Raw genomic sequence first — 19,858 nt, 5'->3', positions numbered from 1 at the left:
ATTCCGCTGCGTGACGCATTCAATTGGTCGCTCACATGGCCGCGCTTTTGCGATCGGTCAAGGGCAAGCGGCCAAAATGCGGAGGCGTGTGCCGCAATACACTCTTAGAGTGTATGGAGAAGATCACAAAATTTTTGTCTGGGAGGGTTCGTGTTTCGAGCCACCGGGAAAGGCGCCGCGACCAGTTCGTGCTGCCCGTAAATGCCGAACTGGTCGCCGGGTCGCTTGGAGCCGGCGGCCAGCCGAGTCCCGCCGATGGGGTGCGGGATAGAGGTTCGGACGATCAGTCGGCCTTGACGATGTGCCAGACTTCGCCGACGCCGTCGCCGGTGATGTCACCGGCCTTCTTGTCCTTGATGAAGGTGTAGACCGGCTTGCCGTCATAGGCCCACATCTTGGTGCCGTCGGTGCGTTCGACGATGGTCCATTCGTCGTCCGCCTTGGCGCCATCCTCGGCCTTCAGCGGCGGCCAGTTGGTGGCGCATTTGTCATAGCAGTTGGTCTTGCCCTTCTCGTCCTTGTCATAGGTATAGAGCGTCATGCCGTTGGCATCGGTGTAGATCTTGGTGCCAGCGACTTCCGCTTCCTTCCACGCTTCGGCGGCGAAGGATGCGGCGGTGCTGAGCAGAAGGGCGGCCAAGCCGACGGTGATCGTTTTCATGGAAATCTCCCTGGTGATCCGACGAAGCGCGCAGAAATCGCGGCTTCGCTCTGTGAACGTTCGGCGAGGGACATTTCTTCCCCGGCTTGGTCAACTTGGGATTGGCCGACAACAATTCGTCCGGCCGGATCGTATCTGTAGCCAAATTCCACACGATGGTGATTGGCGAACACGATTTTGCGTCGCTATATCGGCGCCAAGGAATCTGGAGTTCTGGAATGCCATTGGACATCGGCTATGTCAGCGCGGTCGGAGCGGGGGCGATCTCGTTCCTGTCGCCTTGCGTGCTGCCGCTGGTGCCGCCCTATCTCTGCTACATGGCCGGCGTGTCGGTCGACGACTTTCGCGGTGGCGGTGCCGGCGTCGCGGCCAAGGCCGGCGCCCGCGGCGCGCTCATCTATTCCTCGCTCGCCTTCGTACTCGGTTTCTCCACGGTATTCGTGGCGCTCGGCGCCGGCGCCTCGACCATCGGCCATTGGCTGCGCGTGTGGCAGGAGCCGCTGGCGATGGCTGCCGGGGTGCTGATCATCCTGATGGGGCTGAATTTCCTCGGCATCCTGCGCATACCACTTTTGTCGCGCGAGGCGCGCTTTCAGTCGCAGGGCAAGCCTGCCAGCATGGTCGCCGCCTATGTCATGGGGCTGGCCTTCGCCTTTGGCTGGACGCCGTGCATCGGCCCGGTGCTGGGGCCGATCCTGACCTTGGCCGGCGGCCGCGAGACGGTGGGCGAGGGCGCTCTTCTGCTTGCCGCCTATTCGCTTGGCCTCGGCATTCCGTTCCTGATTGCTGCCCTGTTCTCCGGCGCCTTCATGCGCTTCCTCGGCAAATTCCGCGTCCATCTCGGTCGCGTCGAAAAGGCGATCGGCGCGCTGCTGGTCGTCGCCGGGGTGTTCTTTCTCACCGGCGGCGTGCAGACGGTGTCCTACTGGCTGCTCGAGAATTTTCCGGTGCTGGGCCGGCTGGGGTAGCGATCCGCTGATCGAGAGTGAACTGCCTCATCACCTCACCGGAATTTAACCCCATTGGTGCAGCATGACGCCAGATGCTACCACTCTGCGATTCCTGATCCCATTTCATACGGTTGTCCTTCCATGAGCCAGAGATCCTGCTTGTCCGTCATTCTCGCCGCCGGTGAAGGCACGCGCATGAAGAGCGCTCTGCCCAAGGTGCTGCACCAGATCGCCGGACTGCCGATGGTCGCCCATGTGGTGAAAGCGGCCGAGGCCGCCGGCGCCCGCAGCCAGGCGCTGGTGATCGGCCATGGCGCCGATGATATGCGCAAGGCGGCGGCGAAATTCGCGCCCAAGGCCGAGACCTTCGTGCAGGAGAAGCGGCTCGGCACTGCGCATGCCGTGCTGGCCGCACGCGGTGCAATATCAACGGGTTATGACGACATTCTCGTGATGTTCGGCGACACGCCGCTGATCGATGCTGAAGCCCTGGTGACCGCGCGGCAAAAGCTTGCCGATGGCGCGGCCGTCGTAGTGATCGGTTTCCGTCCGCCCAGCCCGACCGGCTATGGCCGGCTGATCGAAAAGGGCGGCAAGCTCACCGCCATCCGCGAGGAGAAGGACTGCTCCGCCGAGGAAAAGAAGATCGGCTTCTGCAATGCCGGCATGATGGCGGTGGCGGGCAAGCATGCGCTCGACCTGCTCGACCAGGTTGGCAACAAGAACGCCAAGGGCGAGTACTATCTCACCGACATCGTGGAGATCGCCAGTGCGAAAGGGCTCGATGTCCTCGCCACCGAAACGAGCTTCGAGAGCGCGCTCGGCATCAACAACCGGGCCGAGCTGGCGCAGGCGGAAGGCATCTGGCAGGTGCGCCGGCGCTACGAGGCCATGCTGTCGGGCGTAACGCTGATCGCGCCGGAGACGGTGTATTTCTCGCACGACACCGAAATCGGCGCCGACACGATCGTCGAGCCCAATGTCTGGTTCGGCCCGGGCGTGAAAATTGCAACCGGGGCCAAGATACACGCTTTCAGCCACATAGAGGGCGCCACCATCGCCTCCAATTGCGACGTCGGTCCGTTCGCGCGGCTCAGGCCTGGCGCCGATCTGAGGCAAAAGGCCAAGGTCGGCAATTTCTGCGAGGTCAAGCAGGCGGTCATCGAGGAGGGCGCCAAGGTCAATCATCTGACCTATATCGGCGATGCCCGTGTGGGCGCGGGGGCCAATATCGGCGCCGGCACCATCACCTGCAACTATGATGGTTATTCAAAGTTCTTCACCGATATCGGCGAGGGTGCCTTTGTCGGCTCGAACTCGTCGCTGGTGGCGCCGGTTTCCATCGGCAAGGGTGGCTACATCGCCTCGGGCAGCGTCATCACCGAAAGCGTGCCGGACGATGCGCTGGCCTTCGGCCGCGCCCGCCAGAAGACCATTCCCGGGAAAGGCAAGGAATTGCGCGAGCGCTTTGCCTCGGCCGCTGCGGCGAAGAAAAAGGCCGGCACCGACCATTAACCGCCGAAGCAATTGAACAACCGAGGAATTGCGGTAACCGGATTGCAAGAGCGGTGTGTCATGGTGCATCGGGTTGAGAAGCGTTCCGTTACACCAGACGAAATGCAAAGTGACTTTCGCGGCGGGCCGGCAATCCCTAGATAACGCTGGTTTTCCATCGGGACTGGTTTTCCAGGTGAATCGGGGGCAGGCGCATGTGCGGTATCGTCGGAATTGTCGGCCAGAGCCAAGTCGCGCCGCTCATTGTCGATGCTTTGAAGCGGCTTGAATATCGTGGCTATGACTCCGCCGGAGTCGCCACCGTCGAGAAAGGTGCGCTCGGCCGCCGCCGCGCCGAAGGCAAGCTCATCAACCTCGAACGCCGGCTGAAGGAAGAACCGCTCGACGGCACCATCGGCATCGGCCACACGCGATGGGCGACCCATGGCGTGCCCAACGAGACCAACGCCCATCCGCATTTTTCCAACGGCGTCGCCATCGTTCACAACGGCATCATCGAGAATTTCGCCGAGTTGCGCGATGAGCTGATCCGCGACGGCTATTCCTTCTCGTCGCAGACCGACACCGAGGTCGTAGCGCATCTGGTGGCGCGCGAACTGGCCAAGGGGCTGAAGCCGATCGAGGCCGCGCACCAGGCGCTGAAGCGGCTGGAAGGCGCCTTTGCGCTGGCCATCATGTTCACCGGCGACGAGGACCTCATCGTCGGCGCCCGCAATGGTCCGCCTCTGGCCGTCGGCCATGGCGATGGCGAGATGTTTCTGGGCTCCGACGCCATCGCGCTGGCGCCGTTCACCAATTCCATCACCTACCTCGAAGACGGCGACTGGACGGTGGTGCGCCGCGATGGCGTCACCATCTTCGACATCGACGGCAAAGAGGTTGCCCGCAAGCGCCAGCAATCACTGTCGACCAGCTTCATGGTCGACAAGGGCAACCGCCGCCATTTCATGGAAAAGGAAATCCATGAACAGCCCGAAGTGATCTCGCATACGCTGGCGCACTATGTCGATTTCGTCTCTGGCGTGTCGAAGCCGCTGGAACTGCCGTTCGACTTTGCCAAGATCGGCCGGCTGGCGATCTCGGCCTGCGGCACCGCCTATCTAGCCGGCCTGATCAGCAAATACTGGTTCGAGCGCTATGCGCGGCTGCCGGTCGACATCGATGTCGCCTCGGAATTCCGCTACCGCGAAATGCCGTTATCGGCGGATGATGCCGCCTTCTTCATCTCGCAGTCCGGCGAAACCGCCGACACGCTGGCCTCGCTGCGCTATTGCCGCAAGGCGGGCATGAAGATCGGCGCCATCGTCAATGTGCGCGAATCGACCATGGCGCGCGAATCCGACGTCGTGCTGCCGACGCTGGCCGGGCCGGAGATCGGCGTCGCCTCGACCAAGGCTTTCACCTGCCAGCTTTCGGTGCTGGCCTCGCTGGCGGTGCGTGCGGGTGTGGCGCGCGGCACGATCTCGAAGGATGAGGAAAAGACGCTGGTGCGCGCTCTTTCGGAGGCGCCTCGCTACGCCAACCAGGTACTGAAGCTCGAAGAGCAGATCGAGCGCATCGCGCGCGAAATCTCGCGCTACAAGGACGTGCTCTATCTCGGACGCGACACCAATTTCCCGCTGGCCATGGAAGGCGCGCTGAAACTCAAGGAAATCTCTTACATCCATGCCGAGGGTTATGCCGCGGGCGAACTGAAGCACGGGCCGATCGCGCTGATCGACGAGAACATGCCGGTCATCGTCATCGCGCCGCATGATCGCATCTTCGAAAAACCGTGTCGAACATGCAGGAAGTGGCGGCGCGCGGCGGCAAGATCATCCTGATCACCGACGCCAAGGGCGCGGCGCAGGTCAGCGTCAAGACGATGGAGACGATCATCCTGCCCGACGTGCCGGAAATCATCTCGCCGATCATCTATGCGCTGCCGATCCAGATGCTGGCCTACTACGCCGCCGTGTTCATGGGGACGGACGTCGACCAGCCGCGCAACCTGGCGAAATCGGTGACGGTGGAGTAGTCGGCGCTCATCGGGGGTCTAAAAAACTTCGCAGTTCCAAAGCGCCGTCCGCTTCACTAGTGTGGCGCTGCAACCCGCGTCCCCGGTGAACCATGTCCGATGCTCCCAGAACTTCAGGCATGACCCGGCTGAGGAACTATTTCCTCACAGGCTTTATCGTCTGCGCGCCGCTGGCGATCACCGCCTATATCGCCTGGTCGTTCGTCGGCTGGGTCGATTCCTGGGTGAAGCCGTACATTCCGGCGCGCTACAGCCCCGACACCTATTTGCCGTTTCCGGTGCCCGGCTTCGGCCTGATCGTGGCGCTCGTGCTGATCACGCTGATCGGCTTCATGACCGCCAACATCGTCGGTCGCGCCATCGTCAATTTCGGCGAACGGCTGCTTGGCCGTATGCCGCTGGTGCGCGGCATCTACGGTTCGCTGAAGCAGATTTTCCAGACGGTGCTGTCGAACAAGGGCGATATGTTCCGCCAGGTCGGGCTGGTCGAATATCCGCGAAAAGGCGTCTGGTCGCTGGTCTTCGTCGCCAGCGAGAAGGAAACCGAGATCAACCAGAAGCTCGACCATGCAGGCGACCCGATGATCGCCGTGTTCATGCCGTGCACGCCGAACCCTACCACCGGTTTCCTGATGTACGTGCCGAAATCCGACATCGTGCTGCTCGACATGACGATCGAGGACGGCGCCAGGCTGATCGTCTCGGCCGGGCTGGTGGCGCCCGAAGTCAAGCCGAAAATGGTGACTATGAACGGCCAGCCGATCGACGGAGATCTCGCCAACCCGCCGCTTGGCGGGCTGATCGCCGAGGGCGCTCAGCCGGCGCGCAAGAGCCGTACGGCCTCGTCGCGGCCGAACAAATAGAGCAGCAGGCGCAGCGCCTCGCCGCGCTCAGACTGTAGTTCCGGGTCGCGCGACAGGATCAGCCTTGCATCGTCGCGGGCTGCTTCGAGCAAGTCGGCGTGCACCTCGATGCGCGCCACCTGGAAGCCCGGCGTGCCGGACTGGCGGGTGCCGAGCAATTCGCCTTCGCCGCGCAGCTTCAGATCCTCTTCGGCGATCAGGAAACCGTCCTCGGTCTCGCGCATCACCGACAGCCGGCGTTTTGCCGTCTCGCCGAGCGGGTCCTTGTAAAGCAGCACGCAGGAAGAAGGCTTGTCGCCGCGGCCGACGCGGCCGCGCAACTGGTGCAGTTGCGCCAGGCCAAAACGTTCGGCATGCTCGATGACCATGATGGTGGCATCCGGCACGTCGACGCCGACCTCGATGACGGTGGTGGCGATCAGGATGCGGGTTTCGCCGGCCTTGAAGGCGCGCATCGCCTCGTCCTTTTCGGCGCCCTTCATGCGGCCGTGGACGAGGCCGATGCGATCGCCGAACAAGGGCTGCAGCGAGGCAAATCGGTCCTCGGCCGACATCAGCTTGATCTCTTCGGATTCCTCGACCAGCGGGCAGATCCAGTAGATCTTCTGGCCGTCGGCAACCGCGTCCAGCATGCGACCGACCAGTTCGTCCAGCCGTTCCAGCGGCAGCGTGACGGTGCGGATCGGCTGGCGGCCGATCGGTTTTTCCGTCAGCTTGGAGACGTCCATGTCGCCGAAGGCGGTCAGCACCAGAGTGCGCGGGATCGGCGTCGCCGTCATCACCAGCATGTCGGGGGCGTCGCCCTTGGCGGTGATGGCAAGCCGCTGGTGGACGCCGAAGCGGTGTTGCTCGTCGACCACGGCAAAGACGAGGTCGTGATAGGCCACCGTTTCCTGGAACAGCGCATGGGTGCCGACGACGATGTCGATCTCGCCGCTGGCGAGACCTGATAGCGTTTCAGTGCGTTCGCGGCCCTTTTCGCGGCCGGTCAGGATAGCGACGCGCAGGCCGGCCTGTTCGGCCAAAGGCGTGATCGTCGCCAGATGCTGGCGCGCCAGGATTTCGGTCGGCGCCATCAAGGCCGCCTGGCCGCCGGCCTCGACTGCGCGCCCCATGGCCAGCAGCGCCACCACCGTCTTGCCGGAGCCGACATCGCCTTGCAGCAGGCGCAGCATGCGCTCGGGGTCGGCCAGATCGGCATTGATTTCGGCAAGCGCGAATTCCTGGCTGCCGGTCAATGAATAGGGCAGGGCTGCGCGCAGTTTCTCGACGATGCGACCGTCGCCGATGAGCGGCCGGCCCGACAGGCGGCGCACTTTTGCCCGCACCAATGCCAGCGAGACCTGGCCGGCGAGAAGCTCGTCATAGGCAAGGCGGCGCCATGCCACCCCCTCGATGGCGACATCGATCGGGTCCGCGGGATAGTGGATGCGGGCGAGCGCGTCGGCGAAGGCGGGGAAAGTCTGCTTGCGCATGAAGGCGCCGTCCTGCCATTCCGACAATTCCGGCAGCCGGCCGAGCGCCTGGCCGATGGCGCGGCGCAGCACCTTGCCCGACAGGCCGGCGGTCAGCGGATAGACCGGTTCGACCAGCGGCAGTGTTTCCGCCTCGCTCACCAGGGCGATATGGTCGGGATGGACCATGGTCGGGCGGCCGTTGAACCACTCCATGCGGCCGGAGACGACGACATGCTCGCCCACCGGCATCGCCTTTTCGAGATAGGCGGCATGGGCGTGGAAGAAGATCAGGCCGATCTCGCCGGTGTCGTCATGGGCATAGACGCGGTAAGGCACCGACCGGTTGCCGCGCGGCGGCGGCTGGTGGCGGTCGATGCGCACGTCGAGCGTGACGATGGCGCCGGCCGGCGCAAGCGCGATGCCGGGACGATTGCGGCGGTCTATGACGGTGTGCGGCAGAACGAACAACAGGTCGCCGGCGCGCGCCGGCCGTTCGCCGAGATCGGCCGCCACCACCTTCTCGATCAGAGCGCCAACCTTGGGGCCGACGCCGGCAAGCGAAGTGATCGGGACGAAGAGAGGGTCGAGGAGGGAGGGGCGCATGGCTTCACTCTCCCCCCTGTGGGGAGGGTCGATCCTCGAAGCGGAGCGGGATGGGGGTAGGTGCGCGGCTAACTTTCGAGGAAGTCGGTAGGTCAGCGCCGCACCCCGTCTCACCCGCTTCGCTTTGCGAAGCGTGCTCGCCGACCCTCCCCACAAGGGGGAGGGTGAAGTGCGGGCGGTGTCCGGCACCAGCGTTGTCAGGAGTGTTCTTCACACCAGGGATGTTTAGCCGCCCACCCGTGCGTTGCAAGGCTGACACCGCCCTCTATCCACGCTATATGCGCCGCACCAAGCAAGGATGCGGCACGATGACCGGGACGAAACGATCAAGCGAGGGGCTGGATATCAGGCGCCGCAAGCTGTTGTTCCGCTCCTGGCATCGCGGGATGCGCGAGATGGACCTTATCCTCGGTACGTTTGCCGACAACGAGATCGGCGCCTTGACCGGCGATGAAATCGACCAATATGAAAGGCTCCTCGACATCCCCGACACCGAATTCCTGCCCATGGTCACCGGCGAACGCCCGGTTCCCAGGAATATCGACTGTGCCGTCCTGCAAAAGATCCTGGCATCGCGCCGGACCATGACATTTTAAACGTGCAACCATGAGCCTCATTCCCAAAATCGGTCTGCCGAAAGGCCGTGCCGGCCAGTTCATCGTCGACGGCGTTGCCGATGGCTACGAAGCCTTTGCGCTGGTGCAGGCGATCCATGAGATTGCGCCTGACAAACCGGTGCTGTTCGTGGCGCGCGACGGCCAGCGCCTGCCGTCGATCATCGAGGCGCTGACCTTTGCCGCCCCCGGCCTGCCGGTGCTGGAGTTGCCGGCCTGGGATTGCCTGCCCTATGACCGCGTTTCGCCAGGCTCCGATGCCGCCGCCAAGCGGCTCGACGCCCTGACGGCAATGATCGCGCTGGCAAAAAAGCCGCATCGCGCGGTCATCCTGACCACTGCCAATGCGCTGCTGCAGCGCATTCCGCCGGCCGATCTGGTCGAAGCGCAGACTTTCCACGCAAAGCCCGGCAACCAAATCGACATGAACGCGCTGGTGTCCCGGCTGGAGATTTCCGGCTTCGAGCGAGTGCCGACGGTGCGCGGTATCGGCGAATTCGCCGTGCGCGGCGGCATCCTCGACCTCTACGCACCCGGCTGGACGGAAGCACTGCGGCTCGATTTCTTCGGCGACACGCTGGAATCGATCCGCGTCTTCGACGCCGCCACGCAGCGCACCACCGGCCAGCGCAAGTCGATGGCGCTGCAGGCGATGAGTGAAGTGGCGCTGACCCCCGAAACCATCAGCCGCTTCCGCCGCTCCTATATCGAAGCCTTTGGCGCGCCGCAGCGCGACGACGGCCTTTATGCGGCGGTGAGCGAAGGGCGGCGCTTTGCCGGCATGGAGCACTGGCTGCCGCTGTTCTACGAGCGGCTGGAGACAGTGTTTGATTATCTGCCGGATGCGCCTGTCATCTTCGACCATCTGGCGCACGAAGCGCTGGCTGAGCGTCACACGCTAATCCTCGACCACTACGAAGCGCGCCGCAAACAGGCCGACGCCGCGTTGAAGGACGCCGTGCCCTACAAGCCGGTGGCGCCGGACCTGCTCTATCTCTCACCGGAAAACCTCGTGGCGTCGCTCGGACCGCGCGAAGCCATCGACTTCACCGCCTTCGACGCGCCCGATGTCGGGGCCAAGAAGGTCTTCCATGGCGGCTCGCGCCATGGCCGCAGCTTTGCCGAGGAACGGGCTGACCCAAACATCAACGTCTTCGATGTCGTCGTAAAACACATCGCTGACGAGCGCGCGGCGCGCCGCCGGGTCATCGTCGCCGGCTGGACCGAAGGCTCGCTCGACCGGTTGGGCCAGATCCTGGCCGAGCACCATCTCGGCAATCTCGTGCCGGTGGCGACGCTGGCCGAGGCGGAAAAGCTCGAGCCGGGGCAGGCGGTACTCGCCGTGCTGCCGCTGGAATCCGGCTTCGAGACCGAACAGCTGGTCGTCGTCGCCGAGCAGGACATTCTGGGCGACCGGCTGATCCGCCGCTCGAAGCGCAAGAAGCGCGCGTCGGATTTCATCGCCGAGGCCTCGTCGCTGTCGGCCGGCGACATCGTCGTCCACGCCGATCACGGCATTGGCCGCTTCATCGGCCTGCGCACCATCGAGGCGGTCGGCGCGCCGCATGACTGCCTGGAAATCCACTATGCCGGCGACGACCGGCTGTTCCTGCCGGTGGAAAACATCGAGCTTCTGTCGCGCTACGGCTCTGACACAGCCGAGGCGACGCTGGACAAGCTCGGCGGCGGCGCCTGGCAGTCGCGCAAGGCGCGGCTGAAGAAGCGCCTGCTCGACATGGCCGGACAGTTGATCCGCATTGCCGCCGAGCGCCAGATGCGTACCGCGCCGCCCATGGTGCCGGCGGAAGGGCTTTACGGCGAATTCTCGGCGCGCTTTCCCTATGAGGAGACCGACGACCAGCAGGGCGCGATCGATGCCGTCGTGGACGATCTCGGCGCCGGCAAGCCGATGGACCGGCTGATCTGCGGCGATGTCGGCTTCGGCAAGACCGAAGTGGCGTTGCGCGCCGCCTTCATCGCGGCGATGGAAGGGTTCCAGGTCGCGGTCGTGGTGCCGACGACGCTGTTGTCGCGCCAGCATTTCAAGACTTTTTCGCAGCGCTTCTCCGGCCTGCCGATCCGCGTCGGCCAGGCCTCGCGGCTGGTCGGCGCCAAGGAACTGGCGGAAACCAAGAAAGCCATCGCCGAGGGGCAGGTCGACATCGTCATCGGCACCCATGCACTGCTCGGGTCGGCGATCTCGTTCAAGAATCTCGGCCTGCTGATCATCGACGAGGAGCAGCATTTTGGCGTCAAGCACAAGGAACGGCTGAAGGACCTCAAGACCGACGTCCACGTGCTGACGCTGTCGGCGACGCCGATCCCGCGCACGCTGCAGCTTGCCTTGACCGGCGTGCGCGAACTGTCGCTGATCGCCACGCCGCCGGTCGACCGCATGGCGGTGCGCACCTTCATCTCGCCTTTCGACCCGCTGGTCATCCGCGAGACGCTGCTGCGCGAACGCTACCGCGGCGGCCATTCCTTCTATGTCGTTCCGCGCATCAGCGATCTCGCCGAAATCCATGATTTCCTGCGCGAATCCGTCCCCGAGCTGAAGGTGGCGGTGGCCCATGGCCAGATGCCGCCGGGCGAACTCGACGACATCATGAACGCCTTCTATGACGGCCAGTACGACGTGCTGTTGTCGACCACCATCGTCGAATCCGGGCTCGACATTCCGACCGCCAACACGCTGATCATCCATCGCGCCGATATGTTCGGCCTGTCGCAGCTCTACCAGCTGCGCGGCCGCGTCGGCCGTTCCAAGGTGCGGGCATATGCGTTGTTCACGCTGCCGGCCAATCGCAAGCTCACCGACACCGCCGAGCGCCGGCTGAAGGTGCTGCAATCGCTGGACACGCTTGGCGCCGGCTTCCAGCTCGCCAGCCACGACCTCGACATCAGGGGCGCCGGCAATCTACTCGGCGAAGAACAATCCGGACACATCAAGGAGGTCGGCTTTGAGCTCTACCAGCAGATGCTGGAGGAGGCGGTGGCCGAGGTGAAGGATTCCGGTGAGGTGCAGGATGGCGGCTGGTCGCCGCAGATCGCGGTGGGCACGGCGGTCATGATCCCGGAAAGCTATGTGCCGGACCTGCAGCTCAGGCTGGCGCTCTACCGCCGCCTTGGCGATCTCGAAAGCACCGAGGAGATCGATGCTTTCGGCGCCGAGCTGATCGACCGCTTCGGCCCGCTGCCGGAGGAAGTGAAGCATCTGCTCAAGATCGTCTTCATCAAGGCACTCTGCCGGAGGGCCAATGTCGAAAAGCTCGATGCCGGCCCCAAGGGCGTCGTCATCCACTTCCGCAAGCGCGAGTTTTCGAACCCGGTCGGGCTGGTCAAGTACATCGGCGAACAGGGCTCGCTGGCCAAGATCAGGGCCGACCACAGCGTGGTCTTCATCCGCGACTGGCCGACGGCGGAAAAGCGCCTGGCGGGCTCGGCTGTCGTCATGACGCAGTTGGCGCGGCTGGTGGCCACCTAGACTTTCGGATGGAAATTCGACTGCAACTGCAGGTCGGATGCCGAGAACGTGCCGGCGCCGACGATGACGTGCCCGGCAGGCACGGTGAAGCCGCGCGCGGCGCCGGCGCCTTTCAGCAATCCGGCCCGGCGGTCGGGGTCGGACTCACGAAAACTGCCGCCCGGTTCCAGCCGGCAACTGTCGACGGTGATCGCGCCGAGAAGCTGGCTGCCCGAACCGAGCACCGTCTCACCGAACACCGCCGCGCCGTTGAGATAGCGGCCTTGATCGCCGATCACGATCGAGGCTCCCGGCCTGTTGGCCTTTGCAGTAAAACCGCCTTCGCCAAACTGGTTGCGTGAGCCGACGCGGATTGCGCCGGCGGATGCTTCGAACAGTGTGTTGGCGTGGAAAATGTTGGCGTCGCCGATCTCCAGCGCGCCACCGTCGGTGCAGAACAGGTAGACGCCGGGGAAGAAGACGTTGCCTCGCCCGATGACGGCGCCTGCGGAAATCAGCGTGGAGTAGGGGTCGTAGATCACGTTGCCGCGCTCGGACAGGCCAACAACCTCTTCGATCGTAAACAGGCCTTGCTCGCGGCGCACGCGGTCAAGGTAGGCGGACACGGACATAGGGACTCCATGGAGAATTGTTGCGCAGCGGACGATGACCGGCGCGACTACATCGGTGAGGATCGATTCTGGCACCAAGGGATATTGCACAGCCGTCGCGAAGATAAGAAGCCAAAGTGGGTCGCGGCATGGAGCTCCCCATCATTCGCCAGCGCTTGAATTCCGGTCTAGAATAGAAAATCGGCTTCGTGTATGGAGCCGCCATCCCCATATGGGGCGGGAATGGCGGGCAAAAGCCTGCTGGAAAGAGCGTTTGGGTGCAGCGATGACGAAATGGTCGCCGAATTCTTGGAGAGCAAAGCCGATCAAGCAGGTTCCTGCCTATCCGGACCTCGCCGCGCTGAAGAACACGGAAGCCCAGCTCGCCACCTTTCCGCCGCTGGTTTTTGCCGGTGAGGCGCGCAAGCTGAAGAAGCAGCTTGCGGCTGTCGCTGCCGGCGACGCATTCCTTCTGCAGGGCGGCGATTGCGCCGAGAGTTTCGCCGAACATGGCGCCGACAACATCCGCGACTTCTTCCGCGTCTTCCTGCAGATGTCGGTGGTGCTGACCTTTGCCGGCGCGCAGCCGGTGGTGAAGGTCGGCCGTGTCGCCGGCCAGTTCGCCAAGCCGCGCTCGTCCGACAATGAGACCAAGGGCGAGGTGACGCTGCCAAGCTACCGTGGCGACATCATCAACGGCATCGAGTTCGACCCGAAGTCGCGTATTCCCGACCCGGCCCGCCAGGAGATGGCTTACCGCCAGTCGGCGGCGACGCTCAACCTGTTGCGCGCCTTCGCCCAGGGCGGCTATGCCAGCCTGGAGAATGTGCATAGCTGGATGCTGGGTTTCGTCTCCGACAGCCCGCAGGGCGAGAAATACGGCAAGCTCGCCAACCGCATCACCGAGACGATGGACTTCATGAAGGCCGTCGGCATCACCTCGGAGACCAACTACGCGCTGCGCGAGACCGACTTTTACACCAGTCACGAGGCGCTGCTGCTCGGCTATGAAGAGGCGCTGACCCGCGTCGATTCGACCTCCGGCGACTGGTACGCAACGTCGGGCCACATGATCTGGATCGGCGACCGCACCCGACAGCCCGACCATGCGCATGTCGAATATTGCCGCGGCATCAAGAACCCGCTCGGCCTCAAATGCGGCCCGTCGCTGACGACTGACGGCCTGCTGGAGCTCATCGACCTGCTCAATCCGGAGAACGAGCCGGGCCGGCTGACGCTGATCGCCCGCTTCGGCTCCGACAAGGTCGCCGACCATCTGCCGAAGCTGGTGCGCGCGGTGCAGAAGGAAGGCCGCAGCGTCGTGTGGTCGTCCGACCCGATGCACGGCAACACCATCGAGGCAGCCGGCTACAAGACGCGGCCATTCGACCGCATCCTCAAGGAAGTACAGACCTTCTTCGAAGTGCATCGCGCTGAGGGCACGCACCCGGGCGGCATCCATGTCGAGATGACCGGCAAGAACGTCACCGAATGCACCGGCGGCGCCCGCGCCATCACCGCAGAGGAACTGCAGGATCGCTACCACACCCATTGCGACCCGCGCCTCAACGCCGACCAGGCGATCGAGCTGGCGTTCCTGGTGTCCGACCTCTTGAAGAAGACCCATCCGATCCGGCACAAGCAGGCCGTGAACGGCTGAGAGCCTGTTTTCAGAAACTGAAATGATAAGCGCCGGAGAAATCCGGCGCTTTTTCGTTTAGATCAACGCCCGCGTTCCCAGCGCAATCCGTTGAGCCGGGGATCGTTGGCAAAGGCGGTTCTGGAAAACTCGATCCGCTTCTCCGGAAATTCTGAGATGGCCTGGACGCCGAACGCGCCGAGCCGGATGCGCCAGGTATGCGGCTCCAGCGGCTTGGCCTTGGTAAAGCCGCGGCATGTCAGCAACGCCACATTGACGCCCTTCGGGTCGCGCGCCGAACGGTAACGGATCGCCTCCAGCCCAGCCTCACGCGCGACATCGGCAATCGCTTGGCTGGCGGCGTAGTCGGTCGGATGCGTCCACTCAGCCTGATCGCGGTCGAGTGGCGGCCGCGTGAGGTCGACAGCCTTGTCGGTGCGGATCGCGGCGGCGAAGGCGGTGTATTCGGCGGCGTCGTGCGGCCATGGCGTGTCGGGCGAATCGGCGAAGAACAACAAGCGGTAGAAGGCCATTTCGGCGACCGCCGTCATGATCGTCTCCGCGGCATAGTAGACACCCAGGGTGCGGCCAGCGCGGCGGAAGCGCGAGCCGTAGGGATAGATCGAGCCGTAGCGGAAGGGCGTCGCCAGGAGATAGTGGAGATGCCGGCATTCCATGGGGATCTGCGGCTTGGTCTCCTCGATCAGATCCTCGAGCAGCGCCTGTTCGTCCAGCGTGTCAACGATCTTCAGCGTCGAGACGCGGTGCTGCGCCTCGACCATGCGCCAGTATTTGCCGTCGAACCGGACGGCTTCAGACGAGAGCGCGTCGGGAGTCCAGATAGGCAATGACATCGACAAGCCCGGTAATGGTGAGGATCTTTTCAAGCGGGCTGCCATCGAACGCGGTATTGGCGTTCTTCAGCCATGCCCGGGCTATCGTCTCGTCACCGCCGACAATGGCGTCGAGCGAACGGAACAGCCGCACGAACAGCACCGCGAGTTCGAACGGCTTGGTGCCGCGCTCCAGCAGGAATTCCTGCCTGCGCATGCGTGAAACCGTGGCTTCCGAGACGCCGATGATCGACGCAAGCACCCTGGCGGTTATATCCAAGAGTTCGGCGGCGCGCAGCGTGGCCTTGGTCAGAACCGCATTTTCGGCCGCCTTCGCGGTCAGATCAGGGGCGGCAGCATTGGGTTGTGTAACAGACATGGCCTCTCTCTTTCCATGGAAAATATAGCCCACGAAAATTCATATGGAAAGAGACGGGATCCGATAAATTTGCCCGTGCCCGGGAATTGGCCGCACGCCGAAGCGTCAGTCTTTCTTGTATAGCAGCCAGTTCTTGCCGGTGCGGCCGGCCATTGTCGAGTGCCGGGTGACGCGGTTGCGCCCGCCAACCTTGGAGCGGTAGAGCGCCCGGTCCGCCTTGGTGTAAAGATCCTCCGGGCTTTCCGCTTCGGAAGCCATGCAGATGCCCATGGAAACGGTCACCGTGCCGTAATTGGCGCCGGTCTGGCTGCTGGTGAACGGCGTCTGTTCGATCAGCACGCGGATGCGTTCGGCGATCTCGTAAGTGGTATCCTCGCTGGCGCCCTCGACGATCAGCGCGAATTCCTCGCCGCCGGTGCGGGCAACGAACATGTCTTCACGGATGCTGGTCTGGAAGATTTCAGCGACGATCTGGATGATCTTGTCGCCGACCGGGTGGCCGTAGCGATCGTTGACACCCTTGAAATGGTCGATGTCGGCAAGGATCAGGGCGTTGAACAGGATCCCCTTGTTGGAGGTGTAAATCGCCGTGATTTGCTTGTCGAAGGCGCGGCGGTTCCAGATATGCGTCAAAGGGTCGGTGTCGGCGAGCCGCTTGTACTCCTCAAGCTTCGACTTGACGCTCTCCAGTTCCGCCGTCTTGTCGCTCAGCGTGGTTGCAACCTGCTTGCCGTGGTCGAGGGTCGAGTTGGTGGCCGCCGCCATGGCGCTGGCGACCTTCTGCAGCAGATCCTGCGAAAGCAGGCTGCGGTTGGCGAGGCCACTCGATGTCTCATCGAGGATCTTGCCGTATTTCTCGATATGGCTACGTTCGCTGCGCAGCAGCAAGGCGATGTCCTCGAGTTCCCTGGCCAGCACGTCGCGCGCCTGCTCGACAATGCCGGGACCGTGATGCTGGGCAAAGAAAGCGCGGCCGATGCGGTCGAGATCGTCCTGCGTCGGTTGGTTGCCGAGCGCGACGACGGCCAGGCCGAGTTCGCGATTGGTGCCTTTCAGTGCTTCGTAGAAGATTTCGTAATTGCGCGGCAGGCCAAGCACGCCGAGCTGACGCATGGTCGCCACAACGGCTGTTGCAATGTCGCTGTTTCGGTCGGTCTGGACGGCTGCCGGCTGCATGTTCTGTTCACTCTGCCTCTGGGAACCATCGCAGACCGTGCGAGATGCCGCCGACCGGAGAGTGCCAGCCGTATTTCGGATCATCCTGCGAAAGACACGTCCCCAATCGCGACATTCGCTTGGCAACGACCATAGATGCGCCGGCGCTAAAGTTTCCTTAATGTGCCGCCAGGTAACGCGTCCGTTCTACCGCAGGCTGCAGAAATGGTTTGCAAAGATCCTGAGGTCAGGTCCGAACACGCCCACCCCATGTCGCATTTGCCGGTGCCCGGCTGCGGCAAAACTGAAATCCTCTCGGCCAGCGGCGAAGCCGTGGACGATGGCTGGTGGAGGTAGGGATGAGCAACAACCACATCGGATCTTGCCTGTGTGGAGCCGTGCGTTTCCAGACGCGAGGGCCGTTGCGCGGCGTCATTTATTGCCACTGTTCGCAGTGCCGCAAGCAGAGCGGGCATTTTTACGCCGCGACCAACGTCGCCGACGGCGACATCACGATAACCGGCGCCGACAACATCAGCTGGTACGAATCGTCTTCCTTTGCCAAGCGCGGCTTTTGCAAGATCTGCGGCTCGGTGCTGTTCTGGAAGCCGGGTCAGGATGCCTATGTCTCAGTTCTGGCCGGATCGTTCGACAACCCGACCGGGCTCGAAGGCCAATGCCACATCTTTGTCGGCGACAAGGGCGATTACTATACGATCGACGATGGACTGCCGCAGTTCGAGAAGTCGACGCCGACGATCAAGGTTGCGGAGGAGTGATTTTGCGGCGGCTGCCTTATTCCCTTGATCCAGCCATTGCGATATCCCCTGCCGGTGATACGAAGGGGATGCGGCATGCAGCGGCTGATCGGTGCTTACTTCAATTCTGTGCGAGCCTTTCGCAAGCTCGCCGCCAGCGAAAGGGCATTTCAGCAGGAACTGATGCTGCTGGTGCTGGCGCTGCCGCTCGGCTGGTTCGTCTCGGTCTCGTGGCGCGGCTACGCGCTGTTGATCGGCGCGGTGCTGCTGCTCATCATGGTCGAAGTGCTGAACACCGGCATCGAGGCAGCCTGCGATGCCTTCAGTCGCGAGTTCAACGTCGACATCCAGCTCGCCAAGGACTGCGGCTCGCTGGCGGTGCTGATTTCGGTTGTTATCGTCGCCGGCGTCTGGGGAATCGCCCTCATCGAGCGCATCACGGGACTACCGATCTGATCTGAACGCTCCCATATGTTAGTCACCAAAGGAGACTGACGTCGTGGAAGCCAATTTTCTGCTGCTTGAAAGAGCCGGCCTGCCGGAAGACCTGCGCTGGCTGGCGGAAAAATATCCGCGCGAGACATGGCAGGGCCACGCCAACATCCACGGCATGGCAAACATGTGGCTGCAGCGGCACGACATGTTCCGAGAGCTGGGCGGCATGCTCACCAACGGCATTGGCGACTATCGCGAAGGCAGGCTGACGGCGCCGGATTTCGCGCGCTGGTTCGCGCCGCGGCTGAACCACTTTCTCGGCAATCTCGACGGCCACCACAATGTCGAGGACTACCAATATTTCCCGGCTTTCGCCAAGGCGGAGCCGCGCCTGAAGCGCGGCTTCGAAATCCTCGATGCCGACCATCACACCATTCATGAGGGGCTGGAGCGCAACGCCGAGACGGCGAACGCCTTCATCCGCACGCTCGAGGAGAGCGAGGACAGGCAGCGCTTCGCCGCCGACGCCTATGCGGACGAGAACAGCCGGCTGGTCGCCATGCTGAAGCGGCATCTGGCCGACGAGGAAGATCTCATCATCCCGCTGATCCTCGATCGCGGCGACCGGGCTCTGGTCGAGGACGACGACTGAACCTTACGATGTCGTTTCGCTGTCGCGGGCGTCCTTGGCGCGCTCCTTGCCGACGACGGTGCGGGCGATGAGCCAGGCAAGGATGGCGACACCCAGACCTATGGCAAGCGCGATCAGCAGCCGTTCGTGATGGAGCAGTGCCTTGCCTATCATCTGCTCGGCGCCGAGGCCGAAGACGTAGCCGATGCCGCAGAACAAAGCCGCCCAGACCAGCGACGACACCGCGTTGAGGATAACGAAGCGCGCTACCGAAATGCTGGCGAAACCGGCCGCGATGCCGCCGACCAGGCGCAGGCCATAGATGTAGCGGTTGGACAGGACGAAGATGTTGGGATGGGACGAGACGAGACGGTAGGCGTGGTTGAAGCCGGGCCTCGCCTTCAGTTTCAGCACCCTGGGATGGTCGGCAAAGCTGCGGCCGAGAATGAAGAAAAACGTGTCGCCGACGAAGGCGCCAATGGCGGCCGTGAGGAAAGCCTTCCAGAGGATGAAGACATGCTGATGGGCGAAGAAGCCGCCGAGGATGGCCGCACTTTCGCCTTCGGCGACACAGCCCAGGAAAACCGCGATCAACCCATATTGCTCGATGAGGTGATGGACGATCCCGGTCATTGAGAGGTTTGCCGGCCCGACAGTTTTTCGTCTATGCGGTTCACCTGTTCGGCCAGGCGCGCGATGTCCTCGCGCACGCCGATGATCTGGCTGTGGCGCAGTTCGTCCAGCTTTTCATGCAGAGCCATGATCTCGATCTCGGCCTTGAGGTTGACCTCATAGTCATGCGCGGCGTCGATGCGGTCGCGCGCGGCCTGTCGGTTCTGCGACATCATGATCACCGGCGCCTGCAAGGCGGCGATCATCGACAGCACCAGGTTGAGGAAGATGAAGGGGTAGGGGTCGAACGAGTCTCGCCCGAGCAGCCACCAATTGGCGCCGATCCACAGCACCAGGAAAGCAATGAAGGACAGGATGAACGTCCACGAGCCGCCGATGCGGGCAATGGCATCGGCGATCCGGTCGCCGGCGCCCTGAAGGCCGGTGAGGCTGTCGTTGATATCCTGCGAGATGGGCTTGCGGTCGACAGTGCTCTGCAACACCCGCCGCTCGAGCTCGCTGAGGCCCTCCGGCGTTCGCTTCAGCCAGCGGTTGGCCAGTTCTGGCACGGTCTTGTGCATGGATGTCTCCATAGGAAAAGCGTCGGCTTGGCAGCCTCGTTTGCATATAGGAAGATGGCGTTTCGTCAAAAGCGCGGCGCG

Annotated in this window: 17 protein-coding genes and 1 pseudogene; 10 read left to right on the top strand and 8 right to left on the bottom strand. The window is 63.4% G+C overall.

What is annotated here, in order from left to right; translation table 11 throughout:
- Positions 1–283: 283 nt before the first annotated feature.
- Positions 284–661, bottom strand: a complete 378-nt coding sequence (locus NKL06_RS28205; RefSeq protein ID WP_023691167.1) for a COG4315 family predicted lipoprotein — start codon at positions 659–661, stop codon at positions 284–286.
- Positions 662–879: 218 nt separating this feature from the next.
- Here NKL06_RS28205 and NKL06_RS28200 point away from each other — a divergent pair, with 218 nt between their 5' ends.
- From NKL06_RS28200 to NKL06_RS28185, 4 genes and pseudogenes are all read left to right on the top strand, one after another.
- Positions 880–1,629: a cytochrome c biogenesis CcdA family protein gene (locus tag NKL06_RS28200; RefSeq protein WP_023691168.1), complete on the top strand. Its 750-nt coding sequence runs from the start codon at positions 880–882 to the stop codon at positions 1,627–1,629.
- Between the two features lie 123 nt (positions 1,630–1,752).
- A complete protein-coding gene (glmU, locus tag NKL06_RS28195; RefSeq protein WP_023691169.1) occupies positions 1,753–3,126 on the top strand; it encodes a bifunctional UDP-N-acetylglucosamine diphosphorylase/glucosamine-1-phosphate N-acetyltransferase GlmU in 1,374 nt (457 codons plus the stop codon).
- Between the two features lie 194 nt (positions 3,127–3,320).
- A pseudogene (gene glmS / locus NKL06_RS28190) lies at positions 3,321–5,143 on the top strand (glutamine--fructose-6-phosphate transaminase (isomerizing)).
- A gap of 92 nt (positions 5,144–5,235) precedes the next feature.
- A complete protein-coding gene (locus NKL06_RS28185; RefSeq protein ID WP_031193123.1) occupies positions 5,236–6,006 on the top strand; it encodes a DUF502 domain-containing protein in 771 nt (256 codons plus the stop codon).
- Here the strand turns inward: NKL06_RS28185 and recG are convergent.
- Positions 5,958–8,066 (bottom strand): ATP-dependent DNA helicase RecG, encoded by a 2,109-nt coding sequence (gene recG, locus NKL06_RS28180; protein ID WP_023691171.1) that lies wholly within the window; start codon positions 8,064–8,066, stop codon positions 5,958–5,960. The two genes, NKL06_RS28185 and recG, sit on opposite strands and share 49 nt — an antisense overlap.
- 308 nt (positions 8,067–8,374) lie before the next feature.
- Between recG and NKL06_RS28175 the strand changes: the two genes are divergently transcribed.
- Both NKL06_RS28175 and mfd read left to right on the top strand, forming a co-directional pair.
- Complete coding sequence (locus tag NKL06_RS28175) at positions 8,375–8,662, top strand: FAD assembly factor SdhE (protein WP_023681561.1); 288 nt, start codon at positions 8,375–8,377, stop codon at positions 8,660–8,662.
- Between the two features lie 10 nt (positions 8,663–8,672).
- Entirely contained in the window at positions 8,673–12,164 is a 3,492-nt protein-coding gene (gene mfd / locus NKL06_RS28170; protein ID WP_023691172.1) for a transcription-repair coupling factor, read from the top strand.
- Here the strand turns inward: mfd and NKL06_RS28165 are convergent.
- A complete protein-coding gene (locus NKL06_RS28165) occupies positions 12,161–12,769 on the bottom strand; it encodes a hypothetical protein (RefSeq protein ID WP_196814070.1) in 609 nt (202 codons plus the stop codon). The genes mfd and NKL06_RS28165 overlap by 4 nt on opposite strands.
- A gap of 271 nt (positions 12,770–13,040) precedes the next feature.
- Between NKL06_RS28165 and NKL06_RS28160 the strand changes: the two genes are divergently transcribed.
- Entirely contained in the window at positions 13,041–14,414 is a 1,374-nt protein-coding gene (locus NKL06_RS28160; RefSeq protein ID WP_023691174.1) for a class II 3-deoxy-7-phosphoheptulonate synthase, read from the top strand.
- A 62-nt stretch (positions 14,415–14,476) separates the two neighbouring features.
- On the opposite strand, the gene NKL06_RS28155 is transcribed toward NKL06_RS28160, so the two are convergent.
- The 3 genes from NKL06_RS28155 to NKL06_RS28145 all read right to left on the bottom strand — a co-directional run bounded on the left by NKL06_RS28155 (position 14,477) and on the right by NKL06_RS28145 (position 16,781).
- Positions 14,477–15,247, bottom strand: coding sequence for an RES family NAD+ phosphorylase (locus NKL06_RS28155; protein ID WP_023691175.1), 771 nt, complete (start codon positions 15,245–15,247; stop codon positions 14,477–14,479).
- Positions 15,207–15,605: an MbcA/ParS/Xre antitoxin family protein gene (locus NKL06_RS28150; protein ID WP_023681556.1), complete on the bottom strand. Its 399-nt coding sequence runs from the start codon at positions 15,603–15,605 to the stop codon at positions 15,207–15,209. The genes NKL06_RS28155 and NKL06_RS28150 overlap by 41 nt, the downstream gene beginning before the upstream one ends.
- 105 nt (positions 15,606–15,710) lie before the next feature.
- Positions 15,711–16,781, bottom strand: a complete 1,071-nt coding sequence (locus tag NKL06_RS28145; RefSeq protein ID WP_023681555.1) for a GGDEF domain-containing protein — start codon at positions 16,779–16,781, stop codon at positions 15,711–15,713.
- A 338-nt stretch (positions 16,782–17,119) separates the two neighbouring features.
- Between NKL06_RS28145 and NKL06_RS28140 the strand changes: the two genes are divergently transcribed.
- The 3 genes from NKL06_RS28140 (at position 17,120) to NKL06_RS28130 (ending at position 18,605) form a co-directional block, all read left to right on the top strand.
- Positions 17,120–17,539: a GFA family protein gene (locus NKL06_RS28140; protein ID WP_023691176.1), complete on the top strand. Its 420-nt coding sequence runs from the start codon at positions 17,120–17,122 to the stop codon at positions 17,537–17,539.
- 75 nt (positions 17,540–17,614) lie between these two features.
- Positions 17,615–17,974, top strand: coding sequence for a diacylglycerol kinase (locus NKL06_RS28135; protein WP_023667554.1), 360 nt, complete (start codon positions 17,615–17,617; stop codon positions 17,972–17,974).
- A 43-nt stretch (positions 17,975–18,017) separates the two neighbouring features.
- Positions 18,018–18,605, top strand: a complete 588-nt coding sequence (locus tag NKL06_RS28130; RefSeq protein ID WP_023691177.1) for a hemerythrin domain-containing protein — start codon at positions 18,018–18,020, stop codon at positions 18,603–18,605.
- Positions 18,606–18,608: 3 nt separating this feature from the next.
- On the opposite strand, the gene NKL06_RS28125 is transcribed toward NKL06_RS28130, so the two are convergent.
- On the bottom strand, positions 18,609–19,217 hold the full coding sequence (locus tag NKL06_RS28125) for a DedA family protein (protein WP_023691178.1): 609 nt from the start codon (positions 19,215–19,217) through the stop codon (positions 18,609–18,611).
- A complete protein-coding gene (locus NKL06_RS28120) occupies positions 19,214–19,777 on the bottom strand; it encodes a DUF1003 domain-containing protein (RefSeq protein ID WP_023691179.1) in 564 nt (187 codons plus the stop codon). The genes NKL06_RS28125 and NKL06_RS28120 overlap by 4 nt, the downstream gene beginning before the upstream one ends.
- Positions 19,778–19,858 lie beyond the last annotated feature (81 nt).

The sequence above is a fragment of the Mesorhizobium sp. C268A genome (genome assembly GCF_040324475.1).
In the GTDB taxonomy this organism is placed as follows: Bacteria; Pseudomonadota; Alphaproteobacteria; order Rhizobiales; family Rhizobiaceae; genus Mesorhizobium.
The sequence above is the reverse complement of the archived record's forward strand: the minus strand, read 5'-3'. Positions and strand labels throughout refer to the sequence as shown.

Coding starts and splice junctions, on each gene's coding strand:
- mfd (WP_023691172.1), top strand. CDS start 8,673: ATGAGCCTCATTCCCAAAATCGGTCTGCCGAAAGGCCGTGCCGGCCAG.
- NKL06_RS28150 (WP_023681556.1), bottom strand. CDS start 15,605: ATGTCTGTTACACAACCCAATGCTGCCGCCCCTGATCTGACCGCGAAG.
- NKL06_RS28155 (WP_023691175.1), bottom strand. CDS start 15,247: ATGTCATTGCCTATCTGGACTCCCGACGCGCTCTCGTCTGAAGCCGTC.
- NKL06_RS28200 (WP_023691168.1), top strand. CDS start 880: ATGCCATTGGACATCGGCTATGTCAGCGCGGTCGGAGCGGGGGCGATC.
- recG (WP_023691171.1), bottom strand. CDS start 8,066: ATGCGCCCCTCCCTCCTCGACCCTCTCTTCGTCCCGATCACTTCGCTT.
- glmU (WP_023691169.1), top strand. CDS start 1,753: ATGAGCCAGAGATCCTGCTTGTCCGTCATTCTCGCCGCCGGTGAAGGC.
- NKL06_RS28125 (WP_023691178.1), bottom strand. CDS start 19,217: ATGACCGGGATCGTCCATCACCTCATCGAGCAATATGGGTTGATCGCG.
- NKL06_RS28145 (WP_023681555.1), bottom strand. CDS start 16,781: ATGCAGCCGGCAGCCGTCCAGACCGACCGAAACAGCGACATTGCAACA.
- NKL06_RS28140 (WP_023691176.1), top strand. CDS start 17,120: ATGAGCAACAACCACATCGGATCTTGCCTGTGTGGAGCCGTGCGTTTC.
- NKL06_RS28185 (WP_031193123.1), top strand. CDS start 5,236: ATGTCCGATGCTCCCAGAACTTCAGGCATGACCCGGCTGAGGAACTAT.
- NKL06_RS28160 (WP_023691174.1), top strand. CDS start 13,041: ATGACGAAATGGTCGCCGAATTCTTGGAGAGCAAAGCCGATCAAGCAG.
- NKL06_RS28175 (WP_023681561.1), top strand. CDS start 8,375: ATGACCGGGACGAAACGATCAAGCGAGGGGCTGGATATCAGGCGCCGC.
- NKL06_RS28205 (WP_023691167.1), bottom strand. CDS start 661: ATGAAAACGATCACCGTCGGCTTGGCCGCCCTTCTGCTCAGCACCGCC.
- NKL06_RS28120 (WP_023691179.1), bottom strand. CDS start 19,777: ATGCACAAGACCGTGCCAGAACTGGCCAACCGCTGGCTGAAGCGAACG.
- NKL06_RS28135 (WP_023667554.1), top strand. CDS start 17,615: ATGCAGCGGCTGATCGGTGCTTACTTCAATTCTGTGCGAGCCTTTCGC.